Genomic DNA, 19,341 nt, shown 5'->3' with positions numbered 1-19,341 from the left:
AAGAGAGTATATTGATTAAAATCACCAGTGATAGTGAATAGGATGAATTCAATGCAACAAGAAAATTATAAAATTCTAGTGGTCGATGACGATGCCCGTCTACGTTCATTGCTCGATCGTTATTTATCAGAGCAAGGTTTTCAAGTACGTAGTGTTGCCAATGCTGAGCAAATGGACCGTTTATTAACTCGTGAAAACTTTCACTTAATGGTGCTCGATTTAATGCTACCTGGCGAAGATGGCTTATCTATTTGTCAGCGCTTACGTAAAGATAACAATCAACTACCGATTGTTATGTTGACCGCGAAAGGCGATGAAATCGATCGTATCGTTGGCCTCGAAGTCGGAGCCGATGATTACTTACCAAAACCATTTAACCCACGTGAGTTACTAGCGCGTTTGCGTGCGGTATTGCGTCGTCAATCAGTTGAAGCACCGGGTGCACCAAGCTCAGATGAAGAAATCGTCACATTTGGTGAATTTACTCTAAACCTAGGTACACGTGAAATGTTTCGCGGCGAAGAGCCAATGCCACTCACTTCGGGTGAATTTGCAGTATTGAAGATTTTGGTAACACACGCTCGTACGCCAATGTCTCGTGACAAGTTAATGAACATGGCGCGTGGCCGTGAATATTCCGCCATGGAACGTTCGATTGATGTACAAATCTCTCGTCTGCGCCGCATGCTAGAAGAAGATCCAAGCCATCCTCGTTATATTCAAACGGTTTGGGGCTTAGGTTATGTCTTTGTTCCTGATGGGAAGAAGGTGTAATACGGGGCTCGAACCTCGTCGCTCGTTACTCGAAAAAGCGCAGAGCTGCAAAGCAACGCGCTTTTATTTTATGTGTTCTATGATGGATCTTAGCTACGACAAGCGAAGCGCCCTAGCCACGAGAAACGATAACTGATTGACAGTCACCCTAATGACTATCAAACTTCTTTTTAATTATTAGTAACCTTTCTATTTCTTATTTAATCGGTACTTTCCCATGCTTCGCTTTCGCAGTTCTCGTACTCAAACCGTTTTTTTCTTAGTGGTTCTTCTGATCGCTAGCCAAGTTTTGTCTTATATGATCGTGTTTAACTACGCGTTACTGCCTAGTCTTAAGCAGTTTAATCGGATTCTTTCCCATGAAGTTCGGTTGATGTTAGACGAAGAAGATATGCTGAAACAATCAGGCGAACAAGAACGACCATTTCGCCGTGAATTGTTAGCCGAACTTGGGGTGTCAATTTATCCGAAAGATTCCCCGCAAGCTAAAGAGTTTGAGGTTGCCTCAGCTATCGACTTTTTGAGTGAAGAAATGGGCGCTGAAGTAGGCTCACCGACGGAAGTTCGGTTAGTTTTAGGGGCTGAAAGTTATGTTCTGTGGCTTCAAGTCGATGCTTTGCCCGATCACCTGATTCGCATTCCGCTAACCGAATTAACCGAAAAAGATTTTGCACCTTTGTTCCGCAATAGTTTATTAATTGCCTTGTTATTAATCGCCGGCATGTGGTTTTTCATGCGCTTGCAAAACAGGCCGTTAGTGGCATTGGAAGACGCTGCGAAGAAAGTGGGTAAAGGCGAGATTCCCGATCCGGTACCAGAAAAAGGCGCGTCAGAAATTTTAGCGGTAACTAAAGCGTTTAACCAAATGTCGAAAGGTATCCAAGCTCTAGAAGAAGATCGTGCTTTCTTGATGTCGGGCATTAGCCATGATTTACGCACCCCGTTGACGCGTATTCGTTTAGCCACCGAAATGATGTCGCCGCAAGATGACTACTTGGCCGAAAGCATGATTAAAGACACTGAAGAGTGTAATGAAATTATTGGTCAGTTTATGGACTACCTTAAACCGGCTCATACCAAAGACCACCAAGCGGTAAACTTAAACCAAATTGTCTCAGAAGTGGTGATTGCTGAACAAGATAAGCACAGTACTGAGTTTGAATTAACTATTACTGAAGATATCCGTCATGCTCTAGGTGAGGCAGTGGCGCTTAAGCGTGTGGTATCCAATTTGATTGTCAATGCGATTCGCTATGGTAATGGTTGGATTAAAGTTTCAACGGGTATGACCGCCGATAACAAGTTAGTTTGGGTGACGGTTGAAGATAACGGCCCTGGTATTGATAAAAGTAAATTGGAATCGTTATTTGAACCTTTCACCCGTGGCGATACTGCACGAGGTAGTAGTGAGGGTGCGGGATTAGGCCTTGCGATTGTTAAGCGTATTGTTAGTCAGCACCAGGGGTTGATCGTGGTAACCAATCGTACCGAAGGTGGTTTGAAAGTACAGATCAGCATTCCAACCGCGAAGAAAGAGAAGAGATTGGTTAGAGAGGGGTAAGCGTTTTTCGTTGCTCGTACTAGGGCGCTCCGCTTCTCGTGACTCGGAAAAGAAGAACTGAGATTGATTGTGGCGAGTAGCGGGTTTTGATTAAAAGTAAAAGCGTGTGAGTTGGGGATAAAGATGTCGTCATCCCCTACATGAGCCTAAGCGAAGAAGATAGGGGATCTACTAAAAGCGTATCGAATCATTCTGTTTGTAATAGTTTCATGCGCGTGGTGATTAGATTCCCGCTCTCGCTAAGGCTCGGCAGGAATGACGTTTTCTGAGGGGGTCGAGTAGCGTGTAAAAGCATAGCGATTGCTGAGCTGATCTTCCTAGGGACCAGGAACCTTTATTTCCTCACTCGTATCTAGTGCGCCTCGCTTCTCGTGACTCGAAGCGGAGCGCACTCGGATCTCGCCCCACTCTTCTAATCTTCTTTATTCGCCGGTAATATCATACTTAGCAAAATCGCGGTGATCCCACCTGCTGCCACACCTGATGAGAAAATACTCTTAATAAACTCCGGCATAAATTGCAGAATCTCTGGTTTTTGCGCTATGCCTAGTCCCATCGAGAATGACAACGCCATGATTAAAATCGCGCGACGGTCTAAATCAACACGAGAAATAATGCGAACCCCTGCCGCGGCAATTGTGCCGAACATCACGATAGTCGCGCCGCCAAGTACTGGTTCTGGAATTAACTGTACAAAACTTGCTACGCCAGGAAACAATCCCAGAATAATCAGCATGCCAGAAATAAAGTAACCAACGTAACGACTCGCCACACCAGTTAGCATAATGATGCCGTTGTTTTGGCTAAAGGTTGAATTAGGGAAGCTGTTAAAGAGCGCGGCAATTGCAGAGTTTAAACCATCGGCTAATACGCCACCTTTGATACGTTTTAGGTAAACTGGGCCATCAACCGGCTCGCCTGACACTTCTGACGTTGCGGTAATATCCCCAATCGCTTCTAGTGCGGTGATAAGGAAAATCAGTACTAAGGGAATAAATAGCGACCAATCAAATCCTAGACCGAATTGCATTGGAATCGGCAAGGCGACTATCTCTGTATGAGCGGTTTGGTTGAGATCAAGCATTCCCATGAAATAAGCCACAACGCAGCCAACAAACATCGCAATCACAATAGATGCTACGCGTAAATACGGGCTTTTCGCTCGGTTTAAAATCACGATTAGACCTAACACTACGCCGGCAAGCGCTAGGTTATCTAAACTGCCGAAGGTGTTGTTTTCCATTGCGCCATAGCCACCACCAATCGAAACTAAACCGATTTGGATCAGCGTTAAACCAATTAATGTCACTACGATGCCCGACACGAGCGGGGTAATGATTTTTTGTGCGTACTGCAAAATGCGCGATAGGAAAATTTCCGCACTAGAAGCCACCAAAATTGTGCCGAAAATTGCCGCCATCATGGTTTCAATCGAAGCACCGCCGGCTTTTAATGATAGACCCGCACCAATGATCGGCCCAAGAAAATTAAAGCTAGTGCCTTGGATGGAAAGCAAACCAGAGCCAATCGGCCCAATCGTGCGGATTTGGATAAATGAACAAATACCAGAAGCAAACAGCGACATGCTGATAATGGTATTGGTTTGCTCGGCAGGAACCCCTAAAGATTGGCAGATAATAAGAGAAGGAGTAATGACCGCAACAAACATCGCAAGCAAGTGTTGCAGAGCGGCAAAAACGGTTTGAGGCAAGGGGGGACGATCATTTAATTGATAGACCAGTTCCGTAGGTCGTGAAGCATGCGGGGCAGTCATAATCTTCCTTATAATCCAAATATTTGTTGACTGATACGTCAAGAATTTTTCGCATATTATAAGGGGTTGAGCAAATAAAGCAAACGTTTGCGGAGGGGTTTCTAGGCCCTGGTTCCTAGTCCCTAGGAGTAGATGTTGCTAGTTATCAGAAATAAAAAACACTTTTACTTACTTCATATTGCCAGCTATTGAAGTTGGCTTTCAGAAACCTTTATTTCGTATCAATTGTGAATAAAAGTAAAAGCGTATCGAATCGTTCTATTCGTCATAGCTTGCTGTGAGTGGTGATTAGATTCCCGCTCACGCTAAGGCTCGGAAGGAATGACATTTTCTGCGGGTTTCGTGTTTAGTGGAAAAGCAACCGCGATTGAGTACTGCTCTTCCTAGGGACCAGAAACTAGGGACTAGGCACCTTTATTATCTAATCTTTTCCGAGCTACGAGCAACGAAGTGCCCGATAAACGAGAGCAGTTTAATCCTTTTACGCCTTCACATACTCACTACGCTCACCCAACCAACGCTCAACGATCGCTTTGGCATTGCTTGGATACTGCTGGTGGATATGACGAGCAATGCGTTGTACTTCTGGAATTAGGTATTGGTCGCGCAGTAAATCGGCGATTTTAAAATCCGCTACGCCAGTTTGCTTGGTGCCGAGTACTTCACCGGGGCCGCGGATTTCGAGATCTTTCTGGGCTATCACAAAACCATCGTTACTTTCACGTAGCACGCCGAGACGTTTTTGCGCGGTTTTAGATAGTGGTGCGTGATAAAGCAGCACACAAGAACTGGCAACGGAACCTCGCCCAACTCGTCCTCGTAGCTGATGAAGTTGTGCTAAGCCTAAACGTTCAGGGTTTTCGATGATCATTAAACTGGCGTTAGGCACATCGACCCCAACTTCAATCACGGTGGTGGCGACTAATAAATGTAACTCACCAGATTTAAACTGCTGCATCACTTGCTGTTTTTCAGCGGGCTTCATACGGCCATGTACCAAACCAATGTTGAGTTCAGGTAGTTGGCGTTGCAATTCTTCTGCGGTATCGGCTGCGGCTTGAGCTTCTAATACTTCCGATTCATCAATTAAGGTACATACCCAATACGCTTGTTTGCCTTCTTGGGCACAGGCGATACGAACTCGTTCGATAATGTCGTTTCGGCGAGTATCAGCAATTGCCACGGTTTGAATTGGCGTTCGACCGGGCGGTAATTCATCAATAATAGAGGTTTCCAAATCGGCATAAGCCGTCATGGCAAGGGTGCGCGGAATTGGCGTCGCCGTCATGATCAGTTGGTGAGGGTAACTACCTTGCCTTTTACCTTTCTCACGTAACTCTAAACGCTGGTGGACGCCAAAGCGGTGCTGCTCATCAATGATCACTAGTGCTAGGTGATTAAATTCCACATGCTGCTGAAAAAGTGCGTGAGTGCCTACTATCATCTTAGCTTCACCTGAGGCAATGCGCTCTAGCTGAGTTTGTTTGGCTTTACCGGTAAGTTTACCAGCTAACCAACCGACTGAAATACCGAGCGGTTCTAACCATTGGGCAAAATTAATCGCATGCTGTTCGGCTAGTAATTCGGTTGGTGCCATTAATGCGACTTGATAACCTTGCTCTAATGCGTGAGTGGCGGCTAACACGGCAACTAGCGTTTTACCTGAGCCTACATCACCTTGCACTAAGCGCATCATTGGATGTGGTTGCTGTAAGTCTTTTTCAATTTCACCAACCACACGAGCCTGAGCATTGGTTGGCGTAAAAGGCAGAGTGGCGAGTAGTTGTTGTTTAAGTTGGCCAGTGCAGTTGAGTGGTAATGACTGATCTTGTTGCCCTTTACTACGCACATCCAACATAGATAAATTTTGTGCGAGTAATTCTTCAATAATCAGACGTCGTTGCGCTGGGTGCTTGCCCAATTCAAACTGTTGCATATCAATGTCAGGCGAAGGGCGATGAATGGTATGCAGCGCTTGGTTTAGGGTAATTTGATGATCGTATAAACCGCCAGGCAGTAATTCTGTCACCGCAGAGCTATCTAATAACTCAAGCGCTTGGTCGGTTAAATTCTTGAGAGTGTTCTGGCGCAAACCATCAGTGGTTGGATAAATTGGCGTTAAGCTTTGCTCCAACTGCGGCGCATCACTGCCATTTAAAAAGTGATAGTCAGGGTGCATGATCTCAAGCCCCATATTGCCGCGTTTGATTTCACCATAAGCGTAGAGCGGGCGACCCTCAGCAAAGCTGTTTTTCATCCCTGCATTGAAATTGAAAAAACGTAGCGTGAGAGTGCCATTGCCGTCACTCACTTTGACGGTCAGCATTTTCTTACGACCAAAGTGAGTATCGCAACTCATCACGCGCCCTTGAATCGCTACAAACAACCCAGAGTGTAATTTGGCAATCGGATAAATTCGAGTGCGGTCTTCGTAGCGCAAAGGCAAATGAAACAGCAAATCTTGAATTGAATGTAAACCTATCTTGGCTAATTTTTCAGCCACCTTCGCCCCAACACCAGAAAGGGAGGTTAATGGTACCGCGGAAAGGATTTGTGGTTGCATGTATGTTTCTCGTTGTTGGGTTAAAGTTCCTATGGGGAATTACGAGGAAAAATCGTCACCCTGAATAGCGACGAAGGAGCGTTGTTCAGGATCTTCTACCGTACTTTGATCTTTCACTCGCTGTGGGAGATTCCGTATCTTCTTCGCTTAGGCTCATGTACGGAATGACGTTGTTTGTTATTTTTTCCTAGCAGCGAAGCGAATCTAGGGACTAGCAACTAGAAACCTTCTTCTAATCCCTATACCTAATCCCTTTCGGCTGCCCATCAGGCATGGTCTTGAAGCGTCTATGTAGCCACATCCATTGATCACCAGCACGTAAAATTAGCTTTTCAATGGTTTTGTTCATGAGAGTAGCGGCACCTTCAGGATCTCGACGTGGGAAGCTTTCGCTAATATCTTGTTCAATACGGAAGTCATAACGAAAGCCGACTCTAAAGCAAGAAACAGGTAATACCGCACATTTACTGGCATCGACTAATACACCAGTTCCTGAAGTGGTACAGGCATCGGGTACTGCAAAAAAGGGTACAAATACCGCATTTTTAGGACCATAGTCATGATCTGGTAGATAGAATAACTTTTTGCCTTTGCGCAGGACTTTCAGCATGCCTTTTACGTCTTTACGGTCGACCATAATGTTGCCGTTACGAGTACGTCCCCAATGCTGAATAAAGTTATAAGCGGGGTTGTTGTGTGGGCGATAAACGCCATAGCCAGGGGAGAATAAAGCGCAGCAGCGTGCGGTTAATTCAACATTAAGCGCATGAACACCACAGATTAACGTGCCGCGACCTTGCTCTTCGAATCGAGTTAGGCGATCGACGTGATAATAGCCCACGCGCTTTTTTAAACGCCAATCAGGCCAAAACCAAGCAATCGCACTTTCAAAGATCGCAAAGCCGGTATTCTTAAAGTTTTCCTTAACCACATGATCTCGGCGCGTTTCACTAATTTCTGGGAAGCATAGTTCAAGGTTACGTTGGGCAACTTTCACGCGCTTCTTAACGATAAACATCGATAAGTAACCCAGTGAACGGCCAATACAATATAGAACGCGATATGGTAAAACATTAACGAGCAAAGCGACAAAACCAAAGCCGAGCCAAACGCCCCAGTATTTAGGGTGCAGTAAGCTAAGCGAAAACTTTGGTGGCACAAAACTGACCAGAGATTCCTCTTTTGGGGATGGTTTGTTATTGGTCATTTATTTCTCTCTATAGATTTATCGTTTTGGACTTCGGTGACAGTATTGTTTGGTTCCTAGCTTCTAGGAAGAGCGGGTTACGAGGGCACTATACTTAGGTGCTGAAAAAGTAAAAGCCGTCATCCTGAAAAGCGACGTAGGAGCGTAGTTCAGGATCTCCTACAATGATTGAGTTATCAAATTGCGGTAGGAGATTCCGTATCTTCTTCGCCTAGGCTCATGTACGGAATGACGATAGCTTTATTTGTTACCTACGTATCTCGAAGTGTTCAGTAGTCTCGAGTCTTTTTCTAGGAACTAGGGACTAGAAACTAGCAACCAGCCTTTATTCCATTTGCGCTTTTAACAATGCCCAATATTGATCAAAATTTTCTGTTGGCTGATATTTGAAATCCGAACGGACAAAACGATTTAAACTACCTTCAACTTGACCTAGTAATTGAGCGGCTAAAATCGATTCATCAACAGGAAAACTCTTACCTTCACGAATTTGACGTTCACGTAAAATTTGACGAAGTTGAGCTTCAATACGATCAAACAATTGATTAATTCGACTACGTAGACGCTCATTTTCAAACATTAATGCATGACCAGACATGATACGAGATAAGCCGGGATTACGTTCAGCAAAGGCTAATAATAATTGTAGGACCAAACGAATACGGTTCAAGGTGTCTTTTTCTTCGGCTAGAATTCGGTTGATGCGGGATAATAAAGCATCTTCAATAAATTCAATGAGGCCTTCAAACATACGAGCTTTACTTGGAAAATGACGATAAAGCGCCGCTTCTGAAACGCCAACTTGTTTCGCCAATTTCGCGGTGGTAATACGCGAGGCACCATCTGTTGACTCTAACATTTGCGCCAATGCCTGAAGGATCTCTTCACGACGATTATGTTTTTTTGGCCCTGCCATGGTTTTTCCTTGTTTTATCTTATCGTTTTTCGAGCGCTACGCTTCTAGTCTCTCGTTTCTCGAGGTTATGTGACTTAAGTTGAGCAGAGATAGTAGTGGTAAGAGCGCGGGTCTATACCTAGTTACGAGGAGCGAAGCGCCCTAGACACGAGCTTCGGCTTTTTATGCCTTCCCCGAATGCCCAAACCCACCTTCACCACGTTCTGTGGCATCAAAATCTTCTACGATATTAAATTCAGCTTGCACTACTGGCACAAAAACCAATTGTGCAATGCGGTCGCCAGGTTCAATAGTAAAAGTATCTTGGCCGCGATTCCAGACTGAAACCATTAATTGGCCTTGGTAGTCTGAATCAATTAAGCCGACTAAATTGCCGAGCACAATACCATGTTTATGGCCTAAACCAGAACGAGGAAGGATAGTTGCCGCTAGACTAGGATCATTAATATGAATTGCAAGGCCGGTTGGAACGAGGTGAGTTTGTCCCGGCTCAACGGTTAGCGCTTCATCTAAACAAGCGCGTAAATCCAAGCCAGCAGAGCCTTCAGTTGCATAAGCTGGAAGAGGGAATTGCTTGCCGATACGGCTATCTAATACTTTTAAATCAATCTTCTTCGTCATGTTTAATGTCTTCTTTTACTGATTAAATTGTTCGGCAATAATGTTAAGTAGTTGCTTGGCTAATTGCGCTTTGCTTGCGGTTGTTAAGGCTTGCTCGCCACCATTCCAATATAAATGTAAGGCGTTGTCATTACTGTTAAAGCCTAACCCCGCGACGGAAACATCATTGGCGCAGATGAGATCTAAATTTTTCTTTTTCAGTTTGCCGCGAGCATATTGTTCGACATCTTGAGTTTCAGCGGCAAAGCCTACAGTAAATGGGCGCTGTTTTGTTAGCGCGGCAACCGAGGCTACGATATCCGGGTTTTTCACCATGTTGATCTGCATGTGATCGTTATCGGAGGTTTTTTTGATTTTCTGCTCCGCGACGTTACTTGGTCGATAATCGGCCACAGCCGCACAGCTGATGAAAATATCACTGGTAACCGCATGTTCCATCGCCGCCTGGTGCATTTGCTCTGCGCTTTCAACATCAATACGGGTGACGTTAGCTGGTGTCGCTAATGAAACAGGGCCACTGATTAATGTCACTTCTGCGCCCATGTTGGCGGCGGCTTCTGCAATCGCAAAGCCCATTTTGCCAGAACTATGATTGGAAATATAACGAACTGGATCGATGGCTTCGCGAGTCGGACCTGCGGTAATCACGAACTTAATGTTTTGTAGCGGTTTAGGGCCAAAGAAAGCCTCACAATGGGCGACAAGTTCCATCGGTTCAAGCATTCGACCATAACCTACATCACCACAAGCTTGTTGTCCTGCTGCTGGACCCCAAATCATCATGCCACGTTGAGTTAAAGCGGATAGATTGTCTTGGGTGGCAGCATTGGCATACATTTGTTGGTTCATCGCTGGAGCCACCGCTATCGGAGCGTTAGAGGCCAGAATCAAGGTAGTGAGTAAATCATTGCCCATCCCAGCACGCATTCTGGCAATTAAATCGGCGGTAGCGGGGGCGAGTAAAATCAAATCGGCCCACTTGGCTAACTCGATGTGGCCCATTGAAGCTTCAGCCGCGGGATCTAACAAGCTATCAGATACAGAACGCCCTGAAACGGCTTGCATGGTGAGTGGCGTAATAAATTCTTTGGCCGCCGGCGTCATCACCACTTGAATCTGTGCACCACGTTCAATAAGACGACGGGTGAGGTCAGCACATTTGTAAGCCGCAATACCGCCACTGATACCCAATAGGATTTTTTTCCCTGCCAAGCTTTGTTCAATCACAATAACCGTACCTGATTTAAATGAAGTTAGGCTTCAATTGACACAATTTACGTCCTTTTGCTTTCTTAATTTGCTTGCTAGAAAGCGCTAAAAGGGAATGTCACCATGAAGTCGATAGCCATAAGTTACCATAAGTTTATAAATTGAGAATAATTCAGCATCGATAAACGTGTTTTAGGTAACTTCGAGGCAATTAACATTTTGATTGTAACCTGTTTTTAGTTCCCCCATTGTTAAGATCTTATCGGTTTTTTCGTTTTATCTATTTGAGTGATGAGAGAAAGCTTGCTGTTATCGAGTTTTACTCAATATAAGCCTTAATCATGTCTTTAAAACTGCTACCTGAAGAATCTCGGCCTCGTGAAAAGTTGCTGGCACGAGGCCCCCAATCGTTATCGGATGCGGAATTATTAGCGATTTTTTTACGTACCGGCCTACAAGGTATGAACGCGATAGAACTCGCTGACTATTTATTAAAAGAGTTTGGTTCACTACGTGCGCTGCTTTCTTCTTCACAACAACAATTCTGCTCCCATAAAGGACTAGGTAGTGCCAAATTCGCTCAGCTGCAAGCGGTGGTTGAGATGACCAAGCGTTATTTAGCTGAAACCATCAAACGTGGCGATGCGTTAACCAGCCCTGAACACACTAAACATTATCTTAGTAGTGTACTGCGAGACCGTCATCGAGAAGCCTTCTACGTCTTATTTTTAGATAATCAGAACCGTGTGATCAGCGATGAAGTCATGTTTGAAGGTACGATTGATGCAGCATCTGTGTACCCAAGAGAAGTCGTCAAACGAGCCATGCACCACAACGCTGCCGCTTTAATACTCGCCCACAACCATCCATCCGGAGTTGCCGAGCCGAGCGATGCCGACCGAAGAATAACGCGTCGTTTAGTTGAAGCAATGGGATTGGTGGATATACGAATACTCGATCATTTTGTCATCGGTGATGGGGAAGTGGTGTCGTTTGCGGAAAGGGGGTGGATGTGAGCGCGCGTAGCTCGTGACTAGGGCGCTTCGCTTCTCGTATTTCGGAAAAGACACTAGGGAATCTCAATTAACTAATTGATGGGGCGATTATGCGGTATGAAAAACTAAGGGTATGGCAATTTAGTTTTGACCTTACCAAGAAAATTTATAAACAATCAGAGAAATGGAAAGATTACGGTTTAAAAGATCAAATTCGCAGAGCCACTGTGTCCATAGTATCGAATATCGCGGAAGGAGAAGAGCGGCAAACATTAAAAGAATCCATTAGGTTTCTTTACATTGCCAAAGGCTCGGCAGGAGAAGTTTTAACTCAATTAATGCTTGCTCGTGAATTTGGATATCTTGATGATGAGGTGGCAGATGAGTATGAACTACTCGTACGTGATATTTCTAAGATGCTAGCTGGTCTTATTAGTTCTAGAGTGATTAAGATGAAAATAGGTTAAAGATGAAAATTCTTTACGAGATATGACTTTGTTTCTTATCGCTTTTTTTTTTTTCGAGTAACGAGCAACGAGATTCCGAGCGACGATTACTCTTTTATTAAAAAAATCACTTAGCTTTTGCCGAAAATCTGCTACAATCCGCGCACTAATTTTATAGAACCTTATTCAGCTCTGTGTTCTTGTGCAAAAAAAACGTTTAAAAACTGCTCTGTTCAAAAAAAGATCGTGTTTTTCCTAAAAAGGATCCGCACAGCTCTTGAGCAATGCATGTCAAGTTAGTATAATGCGCGACCTTTGATAGCCTTGGTATGGTTTTTCCATAGCGGTTTTTGCCCCAAGGTGATATCGAGCTGAAACGATTTGGAGAAGACATTCATGTCCCGAGTATGCCAAGTAACTGGTAAGCGTCCTGTAACGGGTAACAACCGTTCACACGCACGAAATGCTACCAAGCGTCGTTTTCTGCCGAACCTACAAACTCACCGTTTTTGGGTCGAAAGCGAAAAACGCTTTGTTAAACTACGTCTAACTGCTAAGGGTATGCGTATTATTGATAAGAAAGGCATCGATGCTGTTCTTGTTGATATCCGTGCTCGTGGCGAGAACGTATAAGAGGAATTGAACAATGGCTAAAGGCATTCGTGAGAAAATCCGTCTAGTATCATCTGCTGGAACAGGTCACTTCTACACAACTGACAAAAACAAACGTAACATGCCAGGCAAATTTGAGATCAAGAAATTTGATCCAGTAGTTCGCCAGCACGTTATGTACAAAGAAGCTAAAATCAAGTAATTGGTTTTCCTCTTTAGAAATTGAAAACCCAGACTACTTCGGTAGGCTGGGTTTTTTTTCGTTTGAAAGAAGGTTTCTAGTTGCTGGTTCCTAGTCCCTAGAGTCACACGCTGAAGCTTTGTAATCATTAAACAATTCTGTCTGTTGTTGTGTTTAGAAAAGATGGCGGCGTGTTTTGTGCAAAAGCGATTACTAAACCTTGGCGTCATCCTGAATAGCGACGAAGGAGCGTAGTTCAGGATCTCCTTAATGTGATTGGGTCATTCATTTGCTGTTGGAGATCCTGAATCGCGCTCGTCCCTCACTTGTCCAGGATGACGGTCTTGCAGCTTCGGGGGAGTATTTGATTTCTGTAGATGGTGTGTAGTGTATAAAACCCCAAAGCGATCGCAATTTGCTCTTCCTAGGGACCAGGAACTAGATACTAGGAACTTTCTCATTCACTCCTAAAGCCTTGACTTGATATCAGCTTTAATGCACTTTCAACGATTAGGTGGTCTCTTATCTTTTTCTAGGGACTAGGAACCAGGAACTATTTACCCGGATATATCATGCCCGAACTACCCGAAGTTGAAGTCAGCCGAATGGGGATCACCCCACACCTTCTCGGCCAAACTATTCAAAAAATTGACGTTAGACAGCCGAAACTACGCTGGCCCGTACCAGAAGAAATATTATTACTTCAAGGGCAAGTGATTCGTGCTATTCGACGTCGGGCAAAATACTTATTAATCGAAACCAATAGCGGAACGGCAATTATCCACTTAGGCATGTCGGGCAACTTGCGAGTGCTTGATCAATGGAGCGAACCCAACAAGCACGATCATGTCGATCTTATCTTAACCAATGGTAAAGTGCTGCGTTATCATGATCCTCGTCGCTTCGGGGCCTGGTTGTGGTGTGAAACTGGTACAGATCACGATGTAATGAGTCACCTTGGCCCTGAGCCTTTAACCGATGACTTCAATGCGCAGTACTTATTTGAGAAAGCCCAGAAGCGTAAAGTGGTAACGAAGCAATTCATCATGGATAACAAAGTGGTGGTTGGGGTAGGTAATATCTACGCCAGTGAGTCGCTATTTGGTGCCAGAATACACCCTAAAACACTCGCCAATCAATTGACGCTCGAGCAAATAACCTCGTTGGTTGATGAAATAAGAAAAGTGCTAGCAAGAGCGATCACTCAAGGTGGTACCACATTAAAAGACTTTAATCAGGCGGATGGTAAGCCCGGTTACTTTACTCAAGAGCTATTGGTATATGGAAAAGCCGGCAAGCCTTGCCCTGTTTGTAGTGAATTGATTCAAGAAGAAAAAATCGGGCAGAGGAATAGTTTTTATTGTGAAGGGTGTCAGGGGAAAGCGTTTTCGTAACTCGTTTCTAGGGCACTTCGTTACTCGTAACTTGGAAGAGCTGAGCCTAGAGGTGGGGGCATTGCGCTAGGGAGCTGAAAATATTAGAAGATGGTTGCGAGTTTCGTATTATGGGGAGAGTGTAACAGCGAATACTAAAAGTTAGGCGTCATCCTTGAGGAGCCTTAGCGACATCGAGGATCTATATACAGCGCGTGGTGATTAGATTCCCTATCTCGTTTAGGCTCGGCAGAATGCTCTTATCTTTTTCTAGCCACGAGCAGCGAAGTGCCCGATAAACGAGTCACGTTCTTGCTTTAACCTTCTCCACTACATACGGATGCAAAAACTGATCAACATTCCCGCCATGAATCGCCACTTCACGAACAATAGTCGAAGACAGGAACGCAAACTCTTCGGTTGGGGTAAGGAAAACACTTTCTAGCTCTGGCATTAACTTGCGGTACATGCTGGTTAAGCCGAATTCGTATTCATAATCGACTGTCGTGCGTAAGCCGCGGATCAAAATCGTAGTCTGTTGTTGCTTTGCGAAATCCACCAACAAACCAGAAAAGCCCACTGCTATGACATTATCCAGATCCTTAGTCACCTCTTTCACCATATCAACCCTCTCTTGTAGGCTAAACATGGTCTTTTTACTTGGGCTTTCCGCAACCGCAACCACCACACTATCAAACAAGCGAGCACTACGTTTGATTAAATCAAAGTGACCGTTAGTAATAGGATCAAAAGTTCCAGGGTAAATGGCAGGAGTTGTTAGCTTAGTCATACAGATTTGCTCGCTATTTGGGTGTAAAGATCTTTATATAGAGATGCTGTGTAAGCAATATCGAACTGTTTGAGTTTTTCTTTACCACCAGCTTGAAGCTTACGTCGTAATGTTTTGTCATTTTCTAGTTGATCGATTTGTTGTGCTAGCTGTTTACCATCGCCTGCTTCACATAATAGACCTGATACACCATGTTCAATAATGTCTGGAATACCACCAGCATTGCTACCAATAACTGGTAAACCTGCCACCATAGCTTCTAAAATTACAGAGCCTAATCCTTCAGAGTATGAAGGGTGCACTAATAAGTCAGCTGCTGCAAACCAGGAACCCATATCTTTTTGTTTACCCATAAAGCATATATTGGTTAACCCTTGTGTTTGTCGCTCTAACTCTTCGCGCTCAGGTCCATCACCTAATAATAAGAACTGCACCCGGGGGTTTTTGACGCCGAGTAATTTGGCTGCTGCTACTGTAACATCAAAACCTTTATGCTTAAGAATATTAGCCGCATGGATGACGATAAACTTTCCCTTAAACTGATTCCATATTTGTTCAACTTTGCTTTGATCTACAGAATAACTAACAGGAGAGCTTGGAATTTTATGAATTTTATCGACAGGATGAAACTCTTGTAGCTTAGAAACAATCTCAGCACTTAAACCAATTAATGCAGAAGCTTTACGGTAAGCAATTTTTGAAAGCCATTTATCCTTTAATGGGTTATCAATACGGCGGGTGACAATATAAGGAATACCGTGCAATAAGTGTTGGATCAGTGCCCAGTAAATCGCTCGCCCTTCATGGACATGGATGAGAGCACAATTTTGAGTGATGCTCTTACTGTGAGCTTTAGTAAAGTGGCTAGCAAGCACTATTTTACAGCCAAGCTTACGAACCTCACCAACAAGATCACTTTTAGGATTCATAACCACAGTTAACTGATAGCCTTCGCGAACTTGTTGTTTAATTAATTGTAAGGTTTGTCTTTCTCCACCGCTGAATCCAGAGGCAAGGTTAACATGGCAAATATTCATCGATTATGGGCACAAAATTGAGTTAGAAGTAACTTCTAGTATTTCAAAACCCGCGAAGTAAATCTATCGGTATTAATAGATTTATTGTTTAAGCTTTTTTGTAGGTAGTCATTATTGATAGAGTGGCATAAAATTAGACCATCCAAATGAATAGGTCGAATTTAATATGAAATATTTAGTAACGGGAGCAGCGGGCTTTATTGGTTCAGCAGTTGTAGAGCGTTTGTGCCAAGCTGGCCATCAAGTCGTTGGTATTGATAACCTTAATGACTACTATTCAGTTGAATTGAAGCTCGCACGTTTAAACCGTGCTAAACATCAAAACTTTACCTTTATTGAGCTAGATTTAGCAGACCGTGAAGGCATCGCCGCGTTGTTTGCTGAGCAAGGCTTTCAAAGGGTAATTCATTTAGCTGCACAAGCCGGTGTTCGTTATTCCATTGATAACCCAATGGCGTATGCTGATAGTAATTTAGTCGGGCATTTAACTATCTTAGAAGGTTGTCGCCATCATAAGATTGAACACTTAGTGTATGCCTCTTCAAGTTCAGTCTATGGTTTAAATCAGAAAATGCCATTTGATAGCGCCGACAGTGTTGATCACCCCATTTCGTTGTATGCGGCCACTAAAAAGTCGAATGAGTTGATGGCGCACACCTATTCTCATTTGTATGGCGTACCAACTACAGGCTTACGTTTCTTTACCGTGTATGGCCCTTGGGGACGCCCAGATATGGCACTATTTAAATTCACGAAAGCGATTGTCGAAGGTAAGCAAATTGATGTTTACAACAACGGTAATATGCAACGTGACTTTACTTACATTGATGACATTGTTGAAGGCGTGATCCGAATTCAAAACGTGATCCCACAACAAAATTCCGATTGGACCGTCGAAACAGGCTCACCAGCAACCAGTTCTGCGCCTTATAGGATCTACAACATCGGTAATGGTAACCCCGTCAAACTGATGGAGTTTATCGAGGCGTTGGAAAGCTCACTTGGCGTAGAAGCAAAGAAAAACTTCATGCCAATGCAGCCGGGTGATGTTTATGCCACTTACGCTGATACACAAGATTTGTTTGATATGACCGGCTATAAACCATCGATGTCAGTGAAACAAGGCGTAGCTAACTTTGTGGAGTGGTATAGAGGGTTTTATAAGGTCTGATTATAAAACAAACCTAAAGCACAAAGGTAATAAGGGACCATCATTGGTCCCTTAATTATTACAAGTATGATAAATATTTTTATTTTTTATTTTTTATTTTTTTGATAATCACGTAGCCATAAATCAGCGTAGCGTGTGAAGGTGGTATTAGCACTTAATATTGCTAGTAACAAGCCGTGACGCCCATCTAGAAAACCGAGTTTAATGAAGTACATTTTGATAAAGCGGAAAAAAGCATGTGAGATAGCTGAAAAAAGAGAGCTTTTCTTTTTTCCTTCACGCTGATCAGCCCATGACTTCATGTACATAGCCGTTTTTCGGGTATATTGACTTAATTCATCAAAGGTGTTGTGCAGTAGTTTACCTTTAAGTGTGATTACTTTGTGAGAGCTAGGTATTTCGACACTTTCATGCACAAGAGCTTGGTTATATTGTGTATCTTGGGTTTTATATAAACGAGTTACCCAATCGGGTGACCAACCAGAATGTTTAATTTGCTTGCCAAAAGCGGTGCTGAGACGATCAATTTTATAAACACAGTTTTCTTTATTTTCTTGAACAACCTGCTGAATCTGCCTCTTTAGTTCAGGTGTGACTTGTTCATCAGCATCTAACCATAATACATAATCGCTAGTGATGTAGCCTTGTGCTAAACGGCGTTGTGCCCCAAAGCCAGGCCATTCAATATTGATATAAAATTTATCGGTATATTGTCGAGCAATCTCTTCAGTTTTATCAGTACTACCTGAGTCGAGGATAATAATTTCATCCACCCAACCCTTTACTGTCTCTAAACAAGCAGCTAAATGTTGTTCTTCATTTTTGACAATTAATGCAACGGCCAGTGTAGGGGCATTCATAAAACCTCAACCTTTTTATATGTGAGTAAGTGCTTGAAATTGATCAATGACGGATTCTAAAGTAATGGCTTTCATTAAATCTGAGCCTTTCACTCGCACTCCCCAAGGTAGCTCTGAACTTGATTTGCCATGTTGTGCAAGAATAGATTCCTCATAAACACTAACAGTAGTATCTAGGCTCAAATAAGGTCCGGTCCGTTTAGGGTTGCTGTGAGCATATAAACCAATTACCGGGGTGCCTTGAGTCGTTGCCATGTGAGCAGGGCCAGAGTCAGGTGCAAGCACTACATCGGCACGGTTTAAAACGGCAAGCAATTGTTTAAGTGATGTTTGACCAATAAGATTGGTGGCTTGATGATTCATAAATTGACGAATATTTTCGCCAAGTTGTATCTCTCGCTCACTCGGTGAACCACATAGTATAACTTGATAGCCTTGCTCTATGGCATAGTCTGCAAATTGTGCATATCGTTCGGTAAGCCAATTTCGTTCATCTTTGCTCGCAGCAGGGCTGATAACGAGAACTTTTTGCTGTGCTGGAATCTGTTGATTTATCCAGTCAGTATCCAACTGTGAAATTGGCATATTCCATTTAGGCTCAGACTTGGGAATACCTAAATATTCGACAAATGATAAAAAGCTATCTAAAACATGTTGTGATTTAACATCATCAATTCTTTTATTGGTGAATAGCCATTGGCCTTCTTTGGCGCGTAGCTTGTTAAAACCCACTTTGTATTTGGCTTTTATACCGAGTGTGAGAAGGCTAGCGCGTAATGCGAGTTGCATATGCACAAGAGCATCGAAGCGACGGCCACTCAGTTGTTTCCAAACCGACTTCATGCCGGCATAACCCGCTTTCTTATCAAAAATGATAAACTCAATGCCTTCTAACCCTTCAAGTAATTGGGCTTCTACTTTACCTATAATCCAGGTAATTTTTGTTTCAGGCCAGTGCCTTTGAACTGCTTGTACTGCCGCGACCGCATGGCATACATCACCAATAGCGGATAAGCGTAAAAAGCACAGAGATTTGGGGGCAGAAGTAAATAAGGGCATAAAGGTTTCACATTGGAAAAAGTTGCTTTGATTATAGGGGAATGGTGCAGTAGAAAAAAGTGCATTGTTACGAGTTACGTGAGCGCTTCGCTTCGTGTTGAGAGAAAGCACGATATTTAGTTTGATATATGGCATAAGAAAACCAAACTCCCTCACGAGACACGAGACACGAGACACGAGACACGAGACACG

18 protein-coding genes are annotated in these 19,341 nt (G+C 43.6%); 8 read left to right on the top strand and 10 right to left on the bottom strand.

What is annotated here, in order from left to right; genetic code table 11:
• Window positions 1-51: 51 nt before the first annotated feature.
• Together ompR and envZ are read left to right on the top strand one after the other, a co-directional pair.
• Window positions 52-774 carry an osmolarity response regulator transcription factor OmpR gene (gene ompR, locus K358_RS0117390; protein ID WP_211232247.1) on the top strand — a complete coding sequence of 241 codons (723 nt, stop codon included), beginning with the start codon at window positions 52-54 and terminating at the stop codon, window positions 772-774.
• A 217-nt stretch (window positions 775-991) separates the two neighbouring features.
• Window positions 992-2,335: a two-component system sensor histidine kinase EnvZ gene (gene envZ, locus K358_RS0117385; protein ID WP_027698008.1), complete on the top strand. Its 1,344-nt coding sequence runs from the start codon at window positions 992-994 to the stop codon at window positions 2,333-2,335.
• Window positions 2,336-2,747: 412 nt separating this feature from the next.
• Here envZ and K358_RS0117380 read toward each other — a convergent pair whose 3' ends face one another.
• The 6 genes from K358_RS0117380 to coaBC form a co-directional block, all read right to left on the bottom strand.
• The gene (locus tag K358_RS0117380; RefSeq protein WP_027698007.1) at window positions 2,748-4,109 is read right to left on the bottom strand and encodes a uracil-xanthine permease family protein; all 1,362 of its coding nucleotides are present in this window, start codon (window positions 4,107-4,109) and stop codon (window positions 2,748-2,750) included.
• Between the two features lie 481 nt (window positions 4,110-4,590).
• The gene (gene recG, locus K358_RS0117375) at window positions 4,591-6,672 is read right to left on the bottom strand and encodes an ATP-dependent DNA helicase RecG (RefSeq protein ID WP_027698006.1); all 2,082 of its coding nucleotides are present in this window, start codon (window positions 6,670-6,672) and stop codon (window positions 4,591-4,593) included.
• A 232-nt stretch (window positions 6,673-6,904) separates the two neighbouring features.
• Entirely contained in the window at window positions 6,905-7,879 is a 975-nt protein-coding gene (gene lpxL, locus K358_RS0117370; RefSeq protein WP_051241367.1) for an LpxL/LpxP family Kdo(2)-lipid IV(A) lauroyl/palmitoleoyl acyltransferase, read from the bottom strand.
• A gap of 325 nt (window positions 7,880-8,204) precedes the next feature.
• Complete coding sequence (gene slmA, locus K358_RS0117365; RefSeq protein ID WP_027698004.1) at window positions 8,205-8,795, bottom strand: nucleoid occlusion factor SlmA; 591 nt, start codon at window positions 8,793-8,795, stop codon at window positions 8,205-8,207.
• 162 nt (window positions 8,796-8,957) lie between these two features.
• The gene (gene dut, locus K358_RS0117360; protein WP_027698003.1) at window positions 8,958-9,416 is read right to left on the bottom strand and encodes a dUTP diphosphatase; all 459 of its coding nucleotides are present in this window, start codon (window positions 9,414-9,416) and stop codon (window positions 8,958-8,960) included.
• 15 nt (window positions 9,417-9,431) lie between these two features.
• Window positions 9,432-10,643 carry a bifunctional phosphopantothenoylcysteine decarboxylase/phosphopantothenate--cysteine ligase CoaBC gene (gene coaBC / locus K358_RS0117355; protein WP_211232246.1) on the bottom strand — a complete coding sequence of 404 codons (1,212 nt, stop codon included), beginning with the start codon at window positions 10,641-10,643 and terminating at the stop codon, window positions 9,432-9,434.
• A 323-nt stretch (window positions 10,644-10,966) separates the two neighbouring features.
• Here coaBC and radC point away from each other — a divergent pair, with 323 nt between their 5' ends.
• The 5 genes from radC (at window position 10,967) to mutM (ending at window position 14,253) form a co-directional block, all read left to right on the top strand.
• Entirely contained in the window at window positions 10,967-11,641 is a 675-nt protein-coding gene (gene radC, locus K358_RS0117350) for a RadC family protein (protein ID WP_027698001.1), read from the top strand.
• Between the two features lie 89 nt (window positions 11,642-11,730).
• Window positions 11,731-12,087 carry a four helix bundle protein gene (locus K358_RS0117345; RefSeq protein ID WP_027698000.1) on the top strand — a complete coding sequence of 119 codons (357 nt, stop codon included), beginning with the start codon at window positions 11,731-11,733 and terminating at the stop codon, window positions 12,085-12,087.
• 375 nt (window positions 12,088-12,462) lie between these two features.
• The gene (rpmB, locus tag K358_RS0117340) at window positions 12,463-12,699 is read left to right on the top strand and encodes a 50S ribosomal protein L28 (RefSeq protein ID WP_004728407.1); all 237 of its coding nucleotides are present in this window, start codon (window positions 12,463-12,465) and stop codon (window positions 12,697-12,699) included.
• Between the two features lie 13 nt (window positions 12,700-12,712).
• Window positions 12,713-12,880 carry a 50S ribosomal protein L33 gene (gene rpmG / locus K358_RS0117335; RefSeq protein ID WP_002535344.1) on the top strand — a complete coding sequence of 56 codons (168 nt, stop codon included), beginning with the start codon at window positions 12,713-12,715 and terminating at the stop codon, window positions 12,878-12,880.
• Between the two features lie 551 nt (window positions 12,881-13,431).
• A complete protein-coding gene (mutM, locus tag K358_RS0117330) occupies window positions 13,432-14,253 on the top strand; it encodes a bifunctional DNA-formamidopyrimidine glycosylase/DNA-(apurinic or apyrimidinic site) lyase (protein WP_027697999.1) in 822 nt (273 codons plus the stop codon).
• Between the two features lie 283 nt (window positions 14,254-14,536).
• Here mutM and coaD read toward each other — a convergent pair whose 3' ends face one another.
• Both coaD and K358_RS0117320 read right to left on the bottom strand, forming a co-directional pair.
• Complete coding sequence (gene coaD / locus K358_RS0117325) at window positions 14,537-15,022, bottom strand: pantetheine-phosphate adenylyltransferase (protein ID WP_027697998.1); 486 nt, start codon at window positions 15,020-15,022, stop codon at window positions 14,537-14,539.
• Window positions 15,019-16,059: a glycosyltransferase family 4 protein gene (locus K358_RS0117320; protein ID WP_027697997.1), complete on the bottom strand. Its 1,041-nt coding sequence runs from the start codon at window positions 16,057-16,059 to the stop codon at window positions 15,019-15,021. Before K358_RS0117320 ends, coaD begins: the two co-directional genes overlap by 4 nt.
• A gap of 166 nt (window positions 16,060-16,225) precedes the next feature.
• Between K358_RS0117320 and K358_RS0117315 the strand changes: the two genes are divergently transcribed.
• Complete coding sequence (locus tag K358_RS0117315) at window positions 16,226-17,230, top strand: NAD-dependent epimerase (RefSeq protein WP_027697996.1); 1,005 nt, start codon at window positions 16,226-16,228, stop codon at window positions 17,228-17,230.
• Between the two features lie 86 nt (window positions 17,231-17,316).
• Here K358_RS0117315 and K358_RS0117310 read toward each other — a convergent pair whose 3' ends face one another.
• Together K358_RS0117310 and K358_RS0117305 are read right to left on the bottom strand one after the other, a co-directional pair.
• Complete coding sequence (locus tag K358_RS0117310) at window positions 17,317-18,090, bottom strand: glycosyltransferase family 2 protein (protein ID WP_027697995.1); 774 nt, start codon at window positions 18,088-18,090, stop codon at window positions 17,317-17,319.
• Window positions 18,091-18,105: 15 nt separating this feature from the next.
• Window positions 18,106-19,149, bottom strand: coding sequence for a glycosyltransferase family 9 protein (locus K358_RS0117305; protein ID WP_027697994.1), 1,044 nt, complete (start codon window positions 19,147-19,149; stop codon window positions 18,106-18,108).
• Between the last annotated feature and the right edge of the window lie 192 nt (window positions 19,150-19,341).

Source organism: Vibrio litoralis DSM 17657 (genome assembly GCF_000426765.1).
Classification (GTDB): Bacteria; Pseudomonadota; Gammaproteobacteria; order Enterobacterales; family Vibrionaceae; genus Vibrio; species Vibrio litoralis.
Note: the sequence above shows the minus strand (reverse complement) of the source record. Positions and strands in the feature narration are given on the sequence as shown.

Bases quoted from the DNA above. Each gene is read 5' to 3' on its own strand.
- ompR (WP_211232247.1), top strand. From the start codon at position 52: ATGCAACAAGAAAATTATAAAATTCTAGTGGTCGATGACGATGCCCGT.
- envZ (WP_027698008.1), top strand. From the start codon at position 992: ATGCTTCGCTTTCGCAGTTCTCGTACTCAAACCGTTTTTTTCTTAGTG.
- K358_RS0117380 (WP_027698007.1), bottom strand. From the start codon at position 4,109: ATGACTGCCCCGCATGCTTCACGACCTACGGAACTGGTCTATCAATTA.
- recG (WP_027698006.1), bottom strand. From the start codon at position 6,672: ATGCAACCACAAATCCTTTCCGCGGTACCATTAACCTCCCTTTCTGGT.
- lpxL (WP_051241367.1), bottom strand. From the start codon at position 7,879: ATGACCAATAACAAACCATCCCCAAAAGAGGAATCTCTGGTCAGTTTT.
- slmA (WP_027698004.1), bottom strand. From the start codon at position 8,795: ATGGCAGGGCCAAAAAAACATAATCGTCGTGAAGAGATCCTTCAGGCA.
- dut (WP_027698003.1), bottom strand. From the start codon at position 9,416: ATGACGAAGAAGATTGATTTAAAAGTATTAGATAGCCGTATCGGCAAG.
- radC (WP_027698001.1), top strand. From the start codon at position 10,967: ATGTCTTTAAAACTGCTACCTGAAGAATCTCGGCCTCGTGAAAAGTTG.
- K358_RS0117345 (WP_027698000.1), top strand. From the start codon at position 11,731: ATGCGGTATGAAAAACTAAGGGTATGGCAATTTAGTTTTGACCTTACC.
- rpmB (WP_004728407.1), top strand. From the start codon at position 12,463: ATGTCCCGAGTATGCCAAGTAACTGGTAAGCGTCCTGTAACGGGTAAC.
- rpmG (WP_002535344.1), top strand. From the start codon at position 12,713: ATGGCTAAAGGCATTCGTGAGAAAATCCGTCTAGTATCATCTGCTGGA.
- mutM (WP_027697999.1), top strand. From the start codon at position 13,432: ATGCCCGAACTACCCGAAGTTGAAGTCAGCCGAATGGGGATCACCCCA.
- coaD (WP_027697998.1), bottom strand. From the start codon at position 15,022: ATGACTAAGCTAACAACTCCTGCCATTTACCCTGGAACTTTTGATCCT.
- K358_RS0117320 (WP_027697997.1), bottom strand. From the start codon at position 16,059: ATGAATATTTGCCATGTTAACCTTGCCTCTGGATTCAGCGGTGGAGAA.
- K358_RS0117315 (WP_027697996.1), top strand. From the start codon at position 16,226: ATGAAATATTTAGTAACGGGAGCAGCGGGCTTTATTGGTTCAGCAGTT.
- K358_RS0117310 (WP_027697995.1), bottom strand. From the start codon at position 18,090: ATGAATGCCCCTACACTGGCCGTTGCATTAATTGTCAAAAATGAAGAA.
- K358_RS0117305 (WP_027697994.1), bottom strand. From the start codon at position 19,149: ATGCCCTTATTTACTTCTGCCCCCAAATCTCTGTGCTTTTTACGCTTA.